Origin of the sequence: Micromonospora sp. WMMD967, from assembly GCF_029626165.1 — a bacterium.
GTDB lineage: Bacteria > Actinomycetota > Actinomycetes > Mycobacteriales > Micromonosporaceae > Micromonospora > Micromonospora taraxaci.
Map to the genome: position 1 here is coordinate 6,717,202 of NZ_JARUBK010000001.1, position 19,062 is coordinate 6,736,263.

Genomic DNA, 19,062 nt, shown 5'->3' on the forward strand with positions numbered 1-19,062 from the left:
GACACACGCACTACCCGAAGGTGAAGGCGTACGCGGCCGCGCCGGGCTCACCGAACGTGATCTCCAGAGTCCGCTCGCGGACCGCGTCGTCCTGGCGTACGAGCTGGTAGAGGCGACCGTCCTGGAGCACCCCGTTGCCGTCGGCGTCCACGTCGACGCCGTGGGACCTGCCGGGAGCCTCCCCGTCGAGAAGCACCCGGAACGGGATCGACCGTCCCGGCCCGGGGCCCAGCACGAGGTGGGCGTCACGGGCGTGGAACCGGAACGCGATGCTGCCGCCGGCCTGGCCGGCCACGACGCTCTCCGCCCCGATCGTCCACTCCCCCGCCAGCGCCCACTGGTTGAGGCCCAGACGCTCCGGCAGGTGGTAGGCGCGGCGTTCGTCGAGCGCCGCGCCGTCCGGCGACGCGAAGTGTTCGCCGCGGCGGAAGCCGAGGTACGTCTCAGGCGTCCGCAGGTTGTCCCAGTCGGCCTCCGCCTCCGGCCCCACCCCGTTGACGGGTACGGGATCCCGCTCGATGCCGAGCAGGTGTTGGAGGCTCCGCTCGGACTGCTCGTAGCGCCCCTCGCCGAAGTGCTCGTCACGGAACACGCCGTCGCGGTCGACGAAGTAGAGCGCCGGCCAGTAGTGGTTGTCGAAGGCCTGCCAGATCGCGTAGTCGTTGTCGACGGCGACCGGGTAGTCGATCGACCGCGCCGTGACCGCCCGGCGCACCTGGTCGACGTCGTGCTCGAACGAGAACTCCGGGGTGTGCACCCCGACGACGACCAACCCGTCGTCGCGGTACGCCTGCGACCAGGCCCGGACGTACGGCTCCTGGCGTAGCCAGTTGATGCAGGTCAGCGTCCAGAAGTTCACCAGGACGACGCGTCCGCGCAGGTCGTCCGGGCCGAGTGGCGCGGAGTTGAGCCACTCGGCCGCCCCGCTGAGCGGGGGCAGGTGCACGGCCATCTACCGCAGCGACCGGAAGGCGGTCCGAAGCTCCTCGGAGAAGATCTTCGGCTGTTCCCAGGCCGCGAAGTGCCCGCCCACGTCGAGCTTGTTGTAGTAGATGAGATTGGAGTACGCCTGCTCGGCCCAACTCTGCGGCGCCTCGTACAACTCGTCGGGGAAGACGCTCACGGCGACCGGCACCTTGACGCCCTTGGCGGCGAAGAACGAGAGCTTGTTCTCCGCGTACAGACGGGACGCGGAGACCGCGGTGTTGGTCAACCAGTAGAGCGAGATGTTGTCCAGGATGTCGTCACGGGTCAGGCCCGCAGTGGCGCCGTCGAAGACCTGCGCGATCAGCGCGAGACTCTTCGCGTCGTGGTCGAGCAGGAAGGACGCCAGGCCGACCGGGGAGTCCGCCAGCCCGGTGAGCGTCTGCGGACGCGTCGCCATCATCAGGGCGTACGCGACGTGCTTCCAGACGTAGTTGGCTTCCTCGGCGGCCCGCATCTCGTCGGCGGAGAGACCGGACGGCAGTGAGCCCATGGCGTTGTTCGCGCCGGTGGTGTCGCCCTGGAACAGCAGGTCGATCTCGGGTGGGATCGCGCCGGGCATGTTGGTGTGGATGCCGAGCAGTTCCGGGGGCGCCTGGAGGCCCATCTGGTCGACGATGACGGCACCCCAGTCGCCGCCCTGGGCGACGAACCGCGTGTAGCCGAGGCGCTTCATCAGCTCGGTCCAGGCGGTGGCGATCTTCTGCGGGCTCCAGCCCGACTCGGTCGGCTTGCCGGAGAAGCCGTGCCCGGGCAGCGACGGGATCACCAGGTGGAAGGCGTCGGCCGCGCTGCCGCCGTGGGCGGTGGGATCGGTGAGCGGTTCGATGACTTTCATCTGCTCGATCACCGAGCCGGGCCAGCCGTGGGTGACGATGAGCGGCAGCGCGTCCTCGTGCTTGGAGCGCACGTGGATGAAGTGGATGTCCACTCCGTCGATCGTCGTCATGAACTGCGGCAGGGCGTTCAGTCGTGCCTCGACCTTGCGCCAGTCGTACTCCTTCTCCCAATAGCGGGCGACGGCCTGAATGGTCGCGAGAGGCACGCCCTGCGACTGGTCGTCCACCGTCTCCTTGTCCGGCCAGCGGGTCGCCTTGATGCGCCTTTTCAGGTCGTCGAGGTCGGCCTGGGGAATGTCGACCGAGAACGGCCGAATCTCCGTGGTGCCGGGACGGGTCTTGGTTTTGACAGCCATGCGGGTTCCTCTCCGTTGAGGTTTGCGCCCTGCGAGGAGAATTCGTGGTCCTGTGCGCCATGTCGAAATGGGCACGCCACCGCCATATCTCGGAGCCTAGAACGCCGCACCCGGGGCCCGTGGCGTTACGGCGGTCAGGGGGCTGGGACCGCCTGCTCGGCGGCTCGACTGACCTGCTCCCAGCGAGCCCAGGTGTCCATCCGCCGGCGGGAGATGTCGAACGCCAGGTCGTACACCATGCTCCCGAGCAGGAGTCGCAGCGGCGGGTCGTCGCTGTCGACGAGTCGGAGCAACGCCTCGGCGGCCAGTCGGGGTTCGCTGTCGATCGAGCCTTCCGCCCACTGTCGTTCCAGTTCGGCGCGCAGTGGCGCGTACGCCTCCAACGGGGTGGTGGCGGCGATGTTGGTGTAGAGGTCGGTCCAGTATCCGCCCGGCTGCACGATGCTGACCGTGATGTCGAAGGCCGCAGCCTCCATGGCCAGGGCCTCGCTCATGCCTTCCAGGGCGAATTTGCTCGCACTGTACATGCCGGTGCTCGGGAAACCGCCGAGCGCGGCGATGCTGGACACCTGCACGATGTGGCCGGACCGCTGCGCCCGCAGGTGCGGCAGCACGGCCTGACCGACCCAGAGCGCGCCGAAGAAGTTCACCTCGAACTGGGCGCGAGCCTCGGCCTCGGTGAACTCCTCCACCATGCCCGTGGACATGGTGCCGGCGTTGTTGACGACGATGTCGAGCCGTCCGACGTGCGCGACGGCGGTGTCCACTGCGGCGACGACCGCCGCCCGGTCGGTCACGTCGAGCGGCAGGACCAACAGTCGGTCCGCGTGCCGCTCGTCGAAGTCGCTCTGGGCGATGCTGCGGGACGCGGCGACCACCTGGTCGCCCCGGTCGAGCGCGGCGTCCGCGAAGGCGCGGCCAAGGCCCCGGCTGGCGCCGGTGATGAACCAGGTACGCATGAAGGTCTCCCCTTGGTCATTGCGAGACGAGACGGTCCGTCTCGCTATGGCCAGAAGGTTAGGCGCTTATGACGCCACCGTCAAGACGAGACGGTCCGTCTCGTTACTGATATCGTGTCGACCCATGACGCCCAACACGGCCCGCCGCAACGAGACGTCGCGGCGCGCCATCCTCGCCGCGGCCTTCGACCTGCTCCAGGAGGTCGGGTACACGAAGGTCAGCATCGAGGGCATCGCCACCCGGGCCGGCGTCGGCAAACAGACCATCTACCGCTGGTGGCCGTCCAAGGGCGCTGTCATCTTCGACGCCTTCCTCCTGCTCAGCGAGGGCGCCGAGGGCGAACCGCCGACCCTGCCGGACACCGGCGACCTGGCCGCGGACCTGCGCCTGGTGCTCCGCGCCACCGTCGAGGAGATGAACGATCCACGGTACGAGCAACCGATGCGCGCGCTCGCCACCGAGATCACGCTCGACCCCGAGCTGGCAGCCGCGTACGCCCAACGGTTGGACGGACCGCTGCGGGAGGCCAAACGGCGACGCCTGCGCAGCGCCCAGCAGGTCGGGCAACTCGCCGACGACCTCGACCTCGACGTGGCAGTGGACCTGATCTGGGGGCCGGTGCTCAACCGGTGGCTCTACCGCAGCTGTCCGCTCACCACCGAGTACGCCGACCAGGTCGTCACCACCGCCCTCGACGGACTACGCCCCCGCCGATCCGGCGACTGATCCGCCGAGCGCAGCGATCCCCGCCGGTATGGGCCTCTTCAGCGGAACAGTCCGCTGCGACACCGGCACCACTGTCAGGCGAACGACTGCTCGACGAAACTGATCCCCGAGCGCTCGGCGACGGTAAGCATCTGCCGGCGGGCGTGCTGTGGCGGCGTCCGGAGGAACTGGGTGTATCCGGCAGCCCGCAGGCGAATGTCGAAATTCTGACCTTCGATGTGCCACAACGGTTCGGGATTGTCGTCGGGTGGGTCGAGTCGATGGATGTCGGCGATCTCCAACATGTCGTGGAGTGGGCCAAGCTGACAGTCGATGTTCCAGGCGCCGTCGAACACGAGCGTCGCCGGCGCGATCCAGAACGTGAAGGGTTGATCCTCTCCTGACGGTTGCACCCACCGCACGATGTAGTCGAGGTCGAGCAGCAGCCTTGCGGGTGGAAGCTCGTTGTCCGCGCCGTCACCAATGCTCAGAGCATGGATGCGGCAGTCGTGCCAGCCCATACTCGCAAAATCGGCGTCGGTCCAGGTCGCCTTGGACAGTCCCGACAGGGTGTGCGGCAAGCTGATCATCCGCTCAGTATCTGGTAAGCCGACGACGTGGACCAACGAGTGCGGGGCTCGACTCCGGCCGTACAACGCCTCACGGCATGCCCGCGTAGCGAAGGGGAAGCGGCGGTCGCGGTCGACGCCACGAGACATAGGCCAGAGTGCCGAAGACAGTCAGTAGCACCGGCGCGATGAGGATCATGTACCACCTGGAGTGATCGCCGACCTCCCGCACGCTGAGACAGGGCTCGCTCTTCGAATGATGGACGCGCATGCGATCGCCGGTGGTCACGGACCGGTTCGCGTCGACGGCCACACGAAAGTCCGCCTCGCAGACCTCGCCACCGCTCGTGCTGAACTGCACCGTCACGAACGTTCGCGCACCTCGCTGCTCGACATCGAGCACCGTAGCCTCGGCCTCCGACCCTCGGCCGTCGTCGACGAGCGACCAGGTGGCGGCCGCCGTCAGCGTGATCACGAAGACGAGACAGAACGCCGAGAACACCCGCAGCAAGGTACGGCTCGGCCGTCGACTGTTCATGGCCGGAACTCTAGAAGGGGCCGACCACCCGTTTTCACCGCTCCTCCAACGGGCTGCGACCCCGCAGACCCAGCGAGTGACCGCCTTTGCGTTGCCGCAGCCTGGTGCGGCAACATCAGGCGCCGTGACGGCACCAGGCACGGAACCCGTAAACGACACCCCGGCCAGCACACCCCGGATCAGTCGACGGGTCCGGCACTGGCTGGTCGGCGCCGGCCTCACCGCAGTGGCCGCCACCCTCGGCATCACCCTCGCCGTACGCGGCGGCGCCACCCCGGCCTGCGCCGCGCCGCCGTCGGGAAACACCGTCCACAAGGGAACTGCAAGCTTCTACGACGCGGGCCGCTCGGGCGGCAACTGTTCCTTTCCCGGCCCTCCGGCGGATCGGCTCTACGTGGCCCTCGGCTCGTCGCAGTACTCGAAAGGAGCGGCCTGCGGCAGCTACCTGGACGTGACGGGCCCCAAGGGCACGGTCCGGGTCATGGTCATGGACCAGTGCGGCGGCTGCGGGCCGACGAAGATCGACCTCTCCACCGAGGCGTTCACCCGGATCGCCGACCGGTCGCAGGGCATCGCGTCAGTGACGTACCGGGCGGCACTCAACCCGCCGCTCGACGGAGGCCTCACCTTCCGGATCAAGGGCGGCGCCTCGCAGTACTGGTTCGCCGTGCAGGTCGGCAACCACGGCAACCCGGTGCGCTCCGTCGAGGCGAAGGGGACCAGCGGCGGCTTCCGCAAGGCGGCCCGCCAGACCGACAACTACTGGACCATCGAGGGCGGGCTGGGCCCCGGGCCGTACACCATCAGGGTCACCGACGTGTACGGGCACCAGGCGACCGCCACCGGCATCCGGATGGTCACCAAGCAGGTGCAGCGCACCACGGTCTCCCTGATCAGCCCCGCCACGCCCAGCAGCTCACCCTCGACCCCGGCCTCGCCGAGCGCTCCCCCGCCCTCGGCGACCCCGACGGAGTCGACCACCCCGACGGCGACAGTCGAAGCCATCGCCGGCGCCGCCCCGCTCCCCGGCCCCCGCTGCTGACGGCACCGCACCGCTGCGCCCCCACCGCGGACCGCACCACGATCTCCCCGGTGATCAAGAGGTTTGCGTCACGAGGCGGCGGCGGGTTCAGGGGGTCGGTGCAAGCAGTAGCCGATCAAGGGCTTCTGCGGGAGTGTCCCATCCCAGGGTCTGGCGGGGGCGGCGGTTGAGTTGGATTGCGACGGTGTCGAGGTCGCTCTGGCTGATGGTGCGGAAATCGGTCTTGCCTTTGGGGAAGTATTGACGGAGCAGGCCGTTGGTGTTCTCGTTGCTGCCCCGTTGCCACGGGCTGTGCGGATCGCACAGGTAGACGGCGCAGCCGGTGGCCAGCGTGAAGGTGGTGTGCTCGGCCAGTTCGGCGCCCTGGTCCCAGGTCAGCGAGCGGGCCAGGTGTCGGGGCAGCTGGGCGAGCTGGGCGCGGACCACGGCCAGTACTTCAGGGCTGGTCCGGTCCACGGGCAGGGCACCGAGCAGCGCGTAACGGGTCGTGCGTTCGACCAGAGTGACGATCGCTGAGGTGCCGTTACGGCCGATCAGCAGGTCGCCCTCCCAATGGCCCGGCACCGCCCGGTCCTGCACCTCGGCAGGCCGGGCACTGATGTGAACGTCCTCGGTGACCCACGGCCGCCCCCGGATCGCCCGGCGGGCGGCCTGCGCCGCGCGCGACTGTGAACGACGTTGCTGCCGTCGGCTGCGCAACGCGTCATCGACCAGTTCCCGCAGGCTGCCCCGCGCCCGCAGGTAGATCGACTGATAGATCGTCTCGTGGGACACCCTCATCTCCGGCTGGTCCGGGAACTCACGCCGCAACCGCGCGACAATCTGCCGCGGCGACCAGCGCTCACCCAGCCATTGCACCACCGTCGAGCGCAACGGCCCAGGCTGACTCAACACCCGCGGCTTCGGCCGGCGCCGCCGCGCATCGGCCTTACGCTGCGCCCAGTCAGCCTGATACCCCCACCGATACAAGCCACCACGCACCGCACCGAGCGGGTTCTTCACCCCATGCCGCGACGAGTTCCCCCGCTGCACCTCCCGCCACACCGACGACAGTCCCACCCCGATCGCCGCTGCGATCTGCGTCAACGTCGACCCCTGACCCCACAGATGCTCGATCACCTGCCGATGACCCGCAGTCAACACATGCGCTCGCGCCACCCAAACTCCTTCGACCGGTCCGTACCGTGATCAACGATCACTTGCACGGACCGGTCGAACCCGCCGGCCTTTTTCTGACGCAAACCTCTTGATCACCGAGCTGGTGGGTGGGGTGGGGTGGTCACTGAACGGTTCGGACGGACTTGGCCCGCTCGGCGAGGGCGTCGAGTACGTCGACATGGGCCGCTGGCACTCGCACGTCCAGCGACAGCGAATCCGCGTCCGGCCGGGAGAGGTCGAAGGTGAAGAACGAGCAGCAGGACGACTCCCGGGCCGTCAGGTCCCGCGCCGCCTCTTCGACCCGCGTAGCGGTGTCGAGCTGTAACCGCAGATGCTGCGCCGACAGCCGTTCGAGGCCCCGCACGGCGTCGGCGAAGAACTGGTCGAACTGGGCGAGCCGCAGCGGTCGTTCCGCCGTCGGCAGGGTGCAGGCATCCGGCACCCACGCGCCGTCCGTGGCGATGTGGTGGTCACTCATAGTCCGACGGTAAACCTGGTTCGGCCTACTTCACCGTGTCTATCTCCTGGCCGGTGATCAAGCTGTAGCCGAGATTCACCAGCATCATGATGCCGACCACGGCGATAGCTGCGCCGAACAGCCGGTCCAGCAGGATCCAGCGCGCCAGACGCTCCTCCTGCGCGGCATAGTGCAGGAAGCGCCACGGCGGCACTCGCCGCAGCACGCTCGCGGCAGCCATCGACCGCCGCATGTGCCACTCCGCGACGCCGCGAAAGTTGGTGGCCAGGGCGATTCCGACAAGGCTCACTGCCAGGGCCGTGACGGCAGCCCCCACCACACGCCATGTCTCCATTCGACCCCTCCGGTGGTATCACCTGCTCGCGCTGCGAACGCGATCGAGTGACAGTGAACGCGATCGAGTGACAGTAGTACTCCGCCGTCATGCGACGGGGGTCCTGCCGGACGAGCGCGGAACGCCGGCGAAAGAGAGAAGGGACACCCTCGGAGGGCAGTTGACATGCGTTTCGCGCGAGTGACAGCGTTGTCATCGACTCATTTCCTCCATATGAGACGAGGAGCGCATCTTGCTCTATCGGAACTCACCGCGTCGTCGCGCGACGGCAGCCGCCGCAGCCGGCATCCTCATCACCGGGCTGGCGCTCGCTCCGTCCGCGCCGGCGCAGGCCAGTCGTCACAAGGCGCAGGACGGAGCGGTCCGGTCGGGTGACGCACGTTTCGAGGTGCTGTCCCCGACCCTGATCCGCACCGAGTACCAGAAGGACGGCAGGTTCACCGACGCCGCCACGTTCAACGCGATCGGGCGCGACGACTTTCCCCGTACTCGTTTCACCAAGCACGTCGATCACGGCTGGCTCACCATGGACACCGGCGCGATGACGTTGCGCTACCAGGTCGGCTCGGGCGCGTTCACCGCCGACAACCTCACCGTGCAGCTCAAGGCCGGCAAGCAGACCGTGCAGGGCCGGCCGTGGGCCGGGCACACCGCTCCGACCTGCGTGTTCGGCGCGCTGTGCGAGGCAGAGTCGCTTCAGCTGAACGGCCCCGGCGTGGCCACCGACCACCAGGGACACACCGGACGCGGCTTCGCGGCCGGCTTCGCCTCGTCCGGCGACTCGGTCACCTTCGCGCTCGACGCGCCGGAAGCCGGCACGAAGCAGCTGACCGTCCGCTATGCCAACAGCACCGGCGGCGACGGCCAGAACGTGGCCCGCACCCTGACGGTACGGGTAGACGGCGACGCCGGCCGCACGCTGACGCTGCCGCCCACCGCGAACTGGGACACCTGGGGCCTGGCCAGCGTGCCAGTCGATCTCACCGCGGGCCGGCACGAGATCAGCGTCGTGCGGGGTCCCAGCGACTCCGGCAACGTGAACATCGACAGCCTCGCGGTGGTCAACCCGGGCGATGAGTTCCCAGCGCCGACCCCGCCCCAGCCGCAGCCGCTGCGGTTCGGCACGCTGGGAGAGGCCGAGACCGGCGCGCTGACCGGCGGCGCACGGCCCGCGAACGACCACAACGGCGCTTCCGGTACGGGATTCCTGGCCGGTCTGGAAAGCACCACCGCCACCGTGGCGCTCACCGTGACCGATGTTCCGTCAACGGGCGACTACCGGGTGCAGATCCGGTACGCCAACGGCCAGGCCGGCGCCCAGCCGAGCCAGACGCGCACCATGTCGGTCACGACCGGTACGGCGACCCCGGTCACGGCAACCCTTCCGCCGACCAGCGGATGGGACTACTGGAACACCGTCTCCGTTCCGGTCCACCTCGACCGCGGCACCAACACCGTGACGTTGGGCTGCCCCACCGACGCCAGCTGCAACGTCAACGTGGACACGGTCGCCGTCACGAGCACTGACTCCCCGCTGCTCGCCCCGCACGCGCCGCTCGGCGGCTACCGCCGCGGCCTGGACGGCGTGACCGGTTCCGCGCTCACCGCCCCGGGCCTGCTCTACCAGGACGGCTGGTACCTGCTCGACGACTCGGCCTCGGCCCTGCGCACCACCAAGCCCCGGCCCCACCCGGAGCAGGACGGCTACGTCTTCGCGTACGGGCAGGACTTCACCCGTGGCCTCAAGGACCTGTCGACGCTGACCGGTCCCACGAAGCTGCTGCCCCAGTGGGCGTACGGGGTGTGGTACTCCGAGTACTACGACCGCACCGCCACCGAGTTCCAGGACCTGGTGGCCCGGGCGAAGGCCGAAGGCGTACCCCTTGATGTTCTTGTTCTCGACACCGACGTCAAGGCGCCGGACAAGTGGAACGGTTGGAGCATCGACACCACCCGGATCCCCGACCCGAAGGCGTTCTTCGCCTGGGCGAAGAAGCAGGGCCTGCACACCGGCATCAACATCCACCCGAGCATCCTCGGCTCGGACCCGAAGTTCGCGCAGGCGCAGGCCACCGCGAAGGGCAAGCTGCAACGCGTCGGCTGCAACGGCGGCCCCGACTGCTATACGTTCGACTTCGGCGACCCTGACCAGCTCAAGGCGTATATGCAGCTCCACGACGGGATGATCCCGAAGGGCAGCAAGGGCCCGGACCTGTGGTGGCTGGACTGGTGCTGCGACAACACGAAGTCCTCGCTCGCCGGGGTGACCGGTGACGCGTGGATCAACCAGCAGTACGCCGACAAGACCGGCTTCGCCTTCTCCCGGGCGTACGGGTCGTTGCAGGCCGGCGGCTACAGCAGCCCGACCCCGGTGTCGACCGGGCCGTGGGCCGACAAGCGCACCACGCTGCACTTCACCGGCGACACCACCAGTGACTGGTCGACCCTCCAGATGGAGGTCGGCTACACGCCGGGCGAGTCCGCCGCGACCGGACTGGCCGCGGTCAGCCACGACATCGGCGGGCACACCGGCGGCCTCCAGGAGCCGGGCACCGAACCGGGCAGCACCAAGCTCCCCGACGACCTCTACGCCCGGTGGGTCCAGTTCGGCACGTTCCAGCCGATCGACCGGCTGCACTCCAACCACAGCGACCGACTGCCCTGGCAGTACGGCCCGGCGGCCAACGCGTCGGCCAAGAAGTTCCTCAACCTGCGCAAGGAACTCCAGCCATACACCTACGCCGCCGCCAAGGAGGCCACCCGCACGGGTACGCCCATCGTCCGCTCGATGTACCTCGCGTACCCCAACGAGCAGGCCGCGTACGCCACCGCCGGATCCCAGTACCTCTACGGCCCGGACTACCTGGTGGCACCGGTGACGACGCCGGGCGACACCGCCACGACGTCGGTGTGGTTCCCGCCGGGCAGCAGCTGGACCGACATCTTCACCGGGAAGACGTACCGGGGCGGCACCACGCAGACCATCACCACCACGCTCGACACCATGCCGGTGTTCAAGAAGCACTGACGTCTTAGGGATCCGGTTGCCGGCCGGGTGGGGGCCACCCACCCGGCCGGTTCCTTTCCTGGCTATCGATGTGGCCGGCGGGCCAGCGACAGCCAGCCGAGGAACCGGGCGTGCAGCGCGGGCAGATCCGGGCGTAGACCCAGGCCGTACACGTCGTCCATCGCCTCCTGCATCGACGCGGCCAGGTAGAACGCCAGCGCGATCGAATGACCGTAGAACTCGGTCACGAGCGCCAGTTGGGCCGGACCGCACGGCCAGGGCGCGGCGCAGTTGCGGCACAACCACGCCGGGCGCATCGGCAGGTGCGCTGTCATCCGACAGGCACCGGACGTCGGCGGCGTGTGGCCGGCAGGGTCTGCATCCGCACGCCCGCGCGCATCACGAACAACTCGCGCCGCGCGACGGCGTCGCCCGCCGCGTTCAGCTGGTAACCCTCAATCCAGACCCAACCGTGGTACGTGTGCCGCTCGGGCAACTCACGGATGACGCGCACGACGATCGGGCGCAAAAACTGCACGCTCGCCGCGGTGGTCAGGCAGACCACATCGCCGGCCGCCATCGTCCCGACCATCACAACCCCCAGGGGTACGCGAAAGGGCGGCTCGCATGCGGCCGGCTCGTTGGATGCGGCTCGGGCTTCTCGGGCTTGTCGTCGGGCACGTTCTCCCCTTCGGTGGCGTTGGGAAAGGGCCGCTCCCGTGAGTGCTCGCCCGACAGGAGCGGCCCCGCTGCGAACGCGACCACCAGGTTTCGTGGTCCCTACCAGCCGCGCCGCCTGGTGACACTCTGCTGTGGAGGCCACTACGCTCGGAAGGCATCGCAGGTGGTCGGGCCGGAGCTGGCGGGACAGGCTCCAGGCGTGTGGCACCCCGGGTAGTCGATCTCCGACGTGAGGAGCACTGAATGGCTGACGTGCCGAGCCCGCTCGCGAACTTCATCGTGAGCGAGATCCGCCGCGCCCGTGGAGCGTCCGGGATGACGCAGGAGTCGTTCGGGCGAGCAGCGGGCTTCAGCGCCTCCCACGTCAGCGCCGTGGAGAGCGGCACCCGAGCACTGACGATGGACTTCATCAAGGGCGCTGACCGGGCGTTGAAGAACGGCGGACTCTTCGAGCGCCTGGCGACGAAGTTCGGCGCGCCGTCGTGGTTCCTGCCGTGGCTGGACGCTGAGCGCGAGGCGACACAGCTTCGCTACTTCGAGCCGAACCTGATTCCCGGGCTGCTACAGGTGGAGCACTACGCCCGCACTGTCCTGCGTACAGTCGAAAGCCTCACCGATGACGAGGTTGAGCAGCGTGTGCAGGGGCGTATGAGCAGGCAAGCGATCCTGACCGGCGAGCGCCGGCCACAGTTCGTCGCCGTGTTGGACGAAGCCGCGATACGGCGCACGGGTGATGGGCTGGGCGGGATCATGGCACAGCAGGTCGCCCACCTGGTCACGATGGCCGAACTTCCGCACGTTCACGTCCACGTCATCCCGATCGCGAGTGGCCTGCACATCGGGCTGTCCGGGCCGTTCGCGCTGGCACGGTCCAGCGAGGGCGTGTGGGTTGGCCACCTCGAAAACCAGCTTGGCGGGGACGTCATCGACAAGGACGATGATGTGGCTACGCTTCAGGCAAGGTGGGAGAGCGTCCGGAACGAGGCGCTACCTCGCCGGCAGTCCATCGACCTGCTGAAGGAAGTTGGGAGCCATCATGGACCTCAGTAACGCCCGGTGGCGCAAGTCCACCCGCAGCGGCGCGAGCGGCGGGAACTGCGTCGAGGTGGCAAGCAACCTGCCCGGTGTGGTGGCTGTCCGGGACAGCAAGAACCCCAGCGGCCCGGCCCTGTCCTTCGGTCCTGCGGCTTGGCAGGCATTCGTCGCCCAGGTCTCCGAGCGGCCGTAACCGCCGCAGCCCACCCGATCCCATCCGGCGTCCGCTGGTTGTCATAACTCGCGGTGGCCGCCTCGGACCAGGGCGAAGTTTCGCCGCGCCTCCGTCAGAATCTGGCGGCCCTCGTTGGGGCGTCCGGGTGCGGCCGGGACGGCATCGTCCCGGCCACACCGACGGATCAGGTGTTGATGGCGCCCATCACGGCGCTAGCAGTGTTGCCGCGCGCTGCGCGTTCGCCGGCGGCCGCTGCCTCCTCCGGGGTGGCACCACGAGCCATGGCCCTGGCCACGGCTTCGGAGCGCTGCTGTTCGATCTTCTCCCTACGCCTCTTCGTGAACCGGCTCCAGATAGACATAGGCCAGCTTTGCCCGGAGACCGGACGCAGCAAACCGCTTGAGCAACCGACTGGCAACCGCCTCCTCCACGCCCACTCAGCGCTTTGATCATGTTCGGGGAAGGGAAGTACGACCCGGCGACGGAGAAGGGTCACCGTCGTATCCCCTGACCGGCCACACCCGCAGTCACCAACCCGACAGACCGTGGTCCCACTGCGCCCGCGCCCACCAGCATCAACGGTCGATCGCAACGTGGGGAGCACACCTTGACCGACCAATACCCGCAGCAGCAACCTGCCCAGCCGTACGCGCAGGCTTCGCCCGCCCAACCGGCGCCGCAGCAGTGGCCCAACCCGCCCGTCGACACGCACGGGCACCACGGGCAGGAGACGCCGCCGCCGGCCAGGTCAAGCCACACATTTCTGATCGTCGCCGGTGCCGCGGTCGTCGCCGTGCTCGTCCTCGGTGTAGGCGGGTGGGCCGTGTACGACCGGTTCATCAAAGAGGACTCGGGAATCGCCGCGTGCAGGGCGATGGCTGAGGACAAGAACATCGACGGCACCGCCAAGACGTCCGGCGAAGACGACAAGCTGACCGAGGCCGAGTACCGGGAAGCCCGCAAGATTTTCGAGGACTCCCGGCACGACAAGATCCGCGAACATGGGACGGCGTTGATGGACATCGCCTGGCAGGTGGATCAGATGCCGGACGGTGAGACCGGTGGGGCGTTGGCGTTGCTGGGGCCGATGGGCACGCATGTGTCCGGGTTGCAGACGGCGTGCGCGGATGAGGGTTACATCGTGAAGATGGACTAGTGGTCGGGGGCACTAGATCAGACGGCGTCGTACCCGCCACACACCACACCGATCAGGACTGCCGCGACGGCGACGAACACGGTCACCTCAATGAGCTGGAACGTCCAGAACCGGTCGGCCGGGTAGTAGACACCGACTGCTGGATGCCTCGCGAGTGCAGGAACTGGTTGAGTTGGCGTCGGCCTAGTTGGCGGCGTACTCCAGCTCGTCGCACTCGGTCCAGCTCAGAGCCGTGATCACGGCTCTGAGCTGGTGGGCGGCGGACGAGTCGGCCTCGCCGGATTATGAAGGTGAAACACGCCCTGAGCAGGCGGTCCGTTCGCCTGACGCCTGCTCAGGACGTCGCCAGGGCGTCTGGAGAAGTCAAGGAAGCCTCGACGGTGGCAACCGCTCGGACGCGAGCCGGCGGAATCGCATCGCCACTATCCTGCCGCCGTCGGGCCTGAGAGGTCCGGGGACACGAGGAAGAGGGCCGTTCCGTCCTCGGCCGCTACGCCGTCAGGCACGGTTCCGGGACGGAAACGCAACAGCGCCAAGTCGCCGCTGACGCAGAGCTTGCAGCGCTTTTCGCTGTCGAGGTGGGCACAGCCCTGATCGATGGCAAAAGCATCTGCTATTCAAGCTCGCCGTATACGTCTTCGTCGAAGCCAACTTGCACACGCAACCGTTGCAGATGGACGTAAGCGAGATCAACGCTGGTCGGCATCACGCTGCGCGTCAGCGCGAGTTTCTCGGCCGCGTAGCTAGCATCGTCTGAAATTCGGTACCCGAAAGCCTCGAAAGTTTCTATGGTCGTCGCGTAGTAGTACAGTGCTACGCCGAGCTGCATAGAAATGAGGTTTGGGGGTCCAGTGTCTTCCTTCTCTGGCAGTAGATCGGTAGCGGCGCGCAGGAGGCCACCCACGTCTCGTTCCGGCCATTCGGGGTCCGCCAAGAGCCGTAACAGAGCCAGAGATCCGGTCTCCGCATTGGCTGAATTTATTCGACCAATCATGCCAGACTTGAAACGAGCTATCTCCTGGTGGATCACCTCGTGGGCCAGGGGGACCAAATCGTCATTCCCGATAGTCTGTCGTGCATCAATGAGACTGCGCGCAGTCCGTATAAGGTCTCGCGGGATGCCGCCGCTCAGGGCGTGGCAGAGCGCTATAAACACCTGCGGAAACCCAACAAGACGACGGGCAAGAATCTCGCGAGATTGCGTGATGTCCAAGATTGAAAGGCGGATCACCTCGTCGAATGTACTGTCAAGTACTGGTCGAATCCCGACCATGCGTCGTTCGAATTGCGCCAGCGCATCTTCCGACACGGTCACGAGGTAAGTGCAATGTTCAATCCCGAAGATTCCCTTGACGTCGTTTATAAACCGCTCAGCTCCATCAACATCGGTCACCCTGTCTAATTCATCGATAACTACAATTAAACTGCCCGCCCCATGCCCCTCGTGGCGTCGCCACCACAAAATAGTATCAGAAGCCAAAGACCGATAGCTGCGTACGAGTTCAGGCATTGATGCTGCCTGCTCAAGCAACTGCCTTGTGCGCTTTCTTCCCAGATCAAAGCCAAAGGAAGCCTTGATCGTGCCACTGCTTTCGACGGAGACATTTTGCAGGAATCGCAATCGTTGCGCTTCGATCTGGGCTCTGTTGACCAGCTCTGCCGCTCCAGTCCACCCCCTGCGAGGCCGCACGATTTCCAGGAATTCTCTTAATAAAAGCAGAAATGTTGAATAGGCGGCAACCTGCCACCAGTTCGACGGCAAAACACTGTCCGGCAGCTTAACAGAAACCAATTCGTTTATTGTTGGCAACTGAGATGCTACCGCCAGCATCGCCAAAAGGAGAGCCGCTAAGCGTGCGACAGTGATCAGTCTGTTTGTGATGCGCCGTGCGGATGAGTCGACTAGTTCCAACGCATTTTCAGCGATGCAGTCGCAGAGACTCTGATAGAGCGTCAACACGAACTCCCTCGGTTGATATGAGGAGGGAGCTTCCAAGCCTATATACAGGTCTTGTGATGAGCTGTGGTTTTGGGCAAGGCTTCGTAACAACGTGCTCTTGCCTGCCCCTCTTGGCCCACTGATTGCGACCGCAGAAGCGCCAAGCTCGCGAATTAGGGTTCTAATTCGTCTAGCCTCGCCTCGTTCAACTAGATATCTTGCATCTGCGACTGAACCGAGCCCTGGCGCCTCTTCGAAACGAAGCTTCGTTGGCGAAACTTCATCGGTCCAATCGTTAATCGCAACTCGCACATGCGGTATTAGTTGTTCTTGAATTCCATAGCGTGCGCGAATCGCCTTGGTTAGACGACTGCTAATCTCCGCCCAAGCGACCATGATGCAAAACAATAAAAGCATTCCGGACGCTAGGCCGATTGCCCAGAAGCCCGAACTGCCCAATGAGCCGTGAATTGCACTCAACCACGCCGTGGAAGGGAAGTCCTTCTTCCCGGCCTCATCATTTATTCGCCAATCGTCGAATGCCGCCTGAGCAAGTATGGCGACAGCGAAGAGGGAAAGGACAGTGAGTCCGACCGCTTTTAGTGCCTGCTTCAGCAAATCATTATATGCATTCCAGTGCTCGGTGTAGAATTCTTCTTCATTCTCCTGAATGTAATATAAGACGTGACTTTGCGATTCGTGCACTTTGACGGAGTGGGAGAACTCTGAACGTCGCAGTATGGCCTGCACCGACTCCACTAGAAGGTCATTGCGGCGATTGTCTCTGACTTGGCGACTTGTCTGTCTGCAGCGTGCGATGAGCGCCTCGACTTCTCGGCGAATTAATGCTGCAAGCACGCCAAGTATGCGACCCACCCTGAAGGCTATGCTGCGGTCGTTGATGATGGGGGGTGACGCTCCAAGATCCTCATCATGATCAATAAGGTCTGGTGATTGCGATTGGCCCTGTTCGGGAAACTTCGAGGAAGATCGCACAAACACTGCCTACTGCCTCTTCGCCTCGGAAGCTAGAGTCTGGCGCTGTCAGTCGTGAATGTGACAGCCGCGATCCTCGCTGTGGCTGTTATCGTCCACGCCCTAGATCTCGATGAGTATGCCGAGCTCTTCGAGTCAAGGTGACCGTGCGACGTGCCGGCGAGGCCGCTTCGAGCCCTCACTGGGCCGTCTGGGCCGTAACCTGGCCGCCGAAGGTCGACCAATATTTGCCGACGACGTGCAGCAGCACGAGAAGAAGCGACAGACCAGCCACGTGGTGGCGGCTCGCCTCTCAAGGGGTTGATTTACTCGTGGAAGCTCGCAGGAGAAGCTATGCGTCATGATGGCGGCTGTACGTGATGGCTGAAACCCAGCCGCCTCGCGGCCGCGAGTGAATAACTGGGTGACGATCAGCACGAGCGCCAGCGAACGTCCACGGACCATTGCGGACTAGCTAGACAGCTGGCTGCACTTGGCGACCCAGGTCCATGAGCCGTGTTGGTTGCCTGGGGGTCAAGGAGTCGGATTTAGCACTGGCAGCAGCTCGTCATAGCGAGCCCTCCGAACTGCACCTGTCTCGGTAAGGAGTAGCAGCGGAATTCCTCTGCGTGCGGCTTCCTTAACCTCGTGTCTTGTCCAAGGCGTGTGCGGATACTGTGGAGACGATACAGCAACAAATATTTCCGCAGCGCCGAGGGCAGCGATTACGGCGACATGCCGGTCGACGTCCGATGGATGATGTAGGTCATCGATGTATACCTCGCCAACGTGGCTTAGGCGAGCCTCAATTTCGGCAAGTCGAAAGAATGGGTTATCGCGCCTGCTGTAGCTAACGAAGACGTTCATGGCGACACCGTTGCTGGTGAATCGATGATGTTGGAGGCGAACAAAATTAGTGCCAGCAGAACTGGCGCTGCGAGCAGCGCGTAGAAGGTCATTGAGCCGTTGAATGCCGCTTTGAGCGGTGGCGCTGCTGACGTCTTCGGTGGCGTCCACTCTTCCTCGCACCGCTCTGCCCTGCGCCGCCAGATTACGTCCATGGCGGCTCTGAGTCGCCGCTGGTAGTAATAGCCGACCGCGTCTGCTAGCCAAAAGAAGCAGATAACGAGGAGAGCTGAAACAAATACTGCCGCAGTGAGACGTCGGCCAGAAAATAGGGCGACCAGCGTGCCGGTCGGAACGAGGACGGTCGCGCACAGTTTCTTGATTTCAAAGCACGAGTCAGAAGCTTTGAGAGTTGCTGCGTGGAGCTGGTCGATCAACTCCTTGTCTAGGTCGTCTGCCCACACCTTGTGTTCTGACACAGGCTCCCCTACATCCACGCGAAGGGGTGACGGGGAACCAGCCCTGCGGAGCGCTTGCGACGTAGCAGCGCCGGCTAGGGCACCCGCTACGGCAGCAATGAGGGTTGGGCGCTGCGTGCTCACGAGAGGATGGTGCCAGATGGCTGAACGCCGTGAGGAGCCACAGACGGCCGGGACGCTTCGGCTCCGGGCAAGTCGACGAGGACCAGGTCCGAGCCGTCACCAGACAAGCGGGGGCCAACCTGGGCCGTCTCCGGGCCGTCTGGGCCGCCGTTGGGCCGCCAGAGCCGACCGAAGATGACCGAGGACGACCGGCAGTTCATCCACCCTGTAAGTGTGGTTGACCTGATGGGCGACGGACGAGTCGACCTGTACGCCGGATTCTGTGCGCGACGCGTACCCCAAAGGGGTTTGCGCCGGCGGCGGCCATCCATCTCGGCCTGCCGTTGCCGACAGGCTCTAGCGGCCTACCCGCAGACATCGGGCGGGCAGCCCTCAAGCGTCTGCGCCGGGTCGTCATCTTGCGGTGACGGCCCTTGCTTGGCCTTGCTCCGGGTGGGGTTTACCGAGCCACCCCGGTCACCCGGGGTGCTGGTGGGCTCTTACCCCACCGTTTCACCCTTACCGTCCCCGTTGGGGTCGGCGGTCTGTTTTCTGTGGCACTGTCCCGCGGGTCGCCCCGGGTTGCCGTTAACAACCACCCTGCCCTGTGGAGTCCGGACGTTCCTCGGCGGCGGGCCGAAGCCCGCCGACGCGACCGCCCGGTCGACTCGTCCGTCGCTCTCCCATCCTAACGACGAGCGTGT

General features: G+C 66.0%; 18 protein-coding genes and 1 other RNA gene. 6 read left to right on the top strand and 13 right to left on the bottom strand.

The genetic code is table 11. The annotated features are described in order from the left end of the window. Nucleotides 1–10: 10 nt before the first annotated feature. The 3 genes from O7631_RS30125 to O7631_RS30135 all read right to left on the bottom strand — a co-directional run bounded on the left by O7631_RS30125 (nt 11) and on the right by O7631_RS30135 (nt 3,138). Complete coding sequence (locus tag O7631_RS30125; protein ID WP_278147355.1) at nt 11–952, bottom strand: redoxin family protein; 942 nt, start codon at nt 950–952, stop codon at nt 11–13. After that, entirely contained in the window at nt 953–2,179 is a 1,227-nt protein-coding gene (locus O7631_RS30130) for an epoxide hydrolase family protein (RefSeq protein WP_278147356.1), read from the bottom strand. Between the two features lie 134 nt (nt 2,180–2,313). Beyond that, complete coding sequence (locus O7631_RS30135) at nt 2,314–3,138, bottom strand: SDR family NAD(P)-dependent oxidoreductase (protein ID WP_278147357.1); 825 nt, start codon at nt 3,136–3,138, stop codon at nt 2,314–2,316. A 124-nt stretch (nt 3,139–3,262) separates the two neighbouring features. Here O7631_RS30135 and O7631_RS30140 point away from each other — a divergent pair, with 124 nt between their 5' ends. After that, on the top strand, nt 3,263–3,865 hold the full coding sequence (locus O7631_RS30140) for a TetR/AcrR family transcriptional regulator (RefSeq protein WP_278147358.1): 603 nt from the start codon (nt 3,263–3,265) through the stop codon (nt 3,863–3,865). Between the two features lie 74 nt (nt 3,866–3,939). Here O7631_RS30140 and O7631_RS30145 read toward each other — a convergent pair whose 3' ends face one another. After that, nucleotides 3,940–4,434 (bottom strand): hypothetical protein, encoded by a 495-nt coding sequence (locus tag O7631_RS30145; RefSeq protein WP_278147359.1) that lies wholly within the window; start codon nt 4,432–4,434, stop codon nt 3,940–3,942. Between the two features lie 70 nt (nt 4,435–4,504). Continuing rightward, nucleotides 4,505–4,915 carry a hypothetical protein gene (locus tag O7631_RS30150; protein ID WP_278147360.1) on the bottom strand — a complete coding sequence of 137 codons (411 nt, stop codon included), beginning with the start codon at nt 4,913–4,915 and terminating at the stop codon, nt 4,505–4,507. A gap of 160 nt (nt 4,916–5,075) precedes the next feature. Here O7631_RS30150 and O7631_RS30155 point away from each other — a divergent pair, with 160 nt between their 5' ends. Then, nucleotides 5,076–5,993, top strand: a complete 918-nt coding sequence (locus tag O7631_RS30155; RefSeq protein ID WP_278147361.1) for an expansin EXLX1 family cellulose-binding protein — start codon at nt 5,076–5,078, stop codon at nt 5,991–5,993. An 87-nt stretch (nt 5,994–6,080) separates the two neighbouring features. On the opposite strand, the gene O7631_RS30160 is transcribed toward O7631_RS30155, so the two are convergent. From O7631_RS30160 to O7631_RS30170, 3 genes are all read right to left on the bottom strand, one after another. Beyond that, nucleotides 6,081–7,151: an IS30 family transposase gene (locus tag O7631_RS30160; protein ID WP_347403504.1), complete on the bottom strand. Its 1,071-nt coding sequence runs from the start codon at nt 7,149–7,151 to the stop codon at nt 6,081–6,083. Between the two features lie 121 nt (nt 7,152–7,272). After that, nucleotides 7,273–7,629: a hypothetical protein gene (locus tag O7631_RS30165; protein ID WP_278147362.1), complete on the bottom strand. Its 357-nt coding sequence runs from the start codon at nt 7,627–7,629 to the stop codon at nt 7,273–7,275. 25 nt (nt 7,630–7,654) lie between these two features. Continuing rightward, nucleotides 7,655–7,963: a hypothetical protein gene (locus O7631_RS30170; RefSeq protein ID WP_278147363.1), complete on the bottom strand. Its 309-nt coding sequence runs from the start codon at nt 7,961–7,963 to the stop codon at nt 7,655–7,657. 232 nt (nt 7,964–8,195) lie between these two features. Between O7631_RS30170 and O7631_RS30175 the strand changes: the two genes are divergently transcribed. Then, nucleotides 8,196–10,991: a TIM-barrel domain-containing protein gene (locus O7631_RS30175; RefSeq protein ID WP_278147364.1), complete on the top strand. Its 2,796-nt coding sequence runs from the start codon at nt 8,196–8,198 to the stop codon at nt 10,989–10,991. A gap of 62 nt (nt 10,992–11,053) precedes the next feature. Here O7631_RS30175 and O7631_RS30180 read toward each other — a convergent pair whose 3' ends face one another. Next, nucleotides 11,054–11,305 carry a hypothetical protein gene (locus tag O7631_RS30180; RefSeq protein WP_278147365.1) on the bottom strand — a complete coding sequence of 84 codons (252 nt, stop codon included), beginning with the start codon at nt 11,303–11,305 and terminating at the stop codon, nt 11,054–11,056. After that, on the bottom strand, nt 11,302–11,550 hold the full coding sequence (locus O7631_RS30185; RefSeq protein WP_278147366.1) for a hypothetical protein: 249 nt from the start codon (nt 11,548–11,550) through the stop codon (nt 11,302–11,304). Before O7631_RS30185 ends, O7631_RS30180 begins: the two co-directional genes overlap by 4 nt. Nucleotides 11,551–11,894: 344 nt before the next feature. On the opposite strand from O7631_RS30185, the gene O7631_RS30190 reads away from it, so the two are divergent. From O7631_RS30190 to O7631_RS30200, 3 genes are all read left to right on the top strand, one after another. Next, nucleotides 11,895–12,701 (top strand): helix-turn-helix transcriptional regulator, encoded by an 807-nt coding sequence (locus O7631_RS30190; protein ID WP_278147367.1) that lies wholly within the window; start codon nt 11,895–11,897, stop codon nt 12,699–12,701. After that, a complete protein-coding gene (locus O7631_RS30195) occupies nt 12,688–12,879 on the top strand; it encodes a DUF397 domain-containing protein (protein ID WP_278147368.1) in 192 nt (63 codons plus the stop codon). The genes O7631_RS30190 and O7631_RS30195 overlap by 14 nt, the downstream gene beginning before the upstream one ends. A gap of 589 nt (nt 12,880–13,468) precedes the next feature. After that, nucleotides 13,469–14,017: a hypothetical protein gene (locus tag O7631_RS30200; RefSeq protein ID WP_278147369.1), complete on the top strand. Its 549-nt coding sequence runs from the start codon at nt 13,469–13,471 to the stop codon at nt 14,015–14,017. Nucleotides 14,018–14,630: 613 nt separating this feature from the next. On the opposite strand, the gene O7631_RS30205 is transcribed toward O7631_RS30200, so the two are convergent. From O7631_RS30205 to rnpB, 3 genes are all read right to left on the bottom strand, one after another. Continuing rightward, nucleotides 14,631–16,952, bottom strand: a complete 2,322-nt coding sequence (locus O7631_RS30205) for a hypothetical protein (protein WP_278147370.1) — start codon at nt 16,950–16,952, stop codon at nt 14,631–14,633. An 842-nt stretch (nt 16,953–17,794) separates the two neighbouring features. Next, entirely contained in the window at nt 17,795–18,256 is a 462-nt protein-coding gene (locus tag O7631_RS30210; protein WP_278147371.1) for a hypothetical protein, read from the bottom strand. 356 nt (nt 18,257–18,612) lie between these two features. Beyond that, an RNA gene (rnpB, locus tag O7631_RS30215) (RNase P RNA component class A) lies at nt 18,613–19,029 on the bottom strand. Between the last annotated feature and the right edge of the window lie 33 nt (nt 19,030–19,062).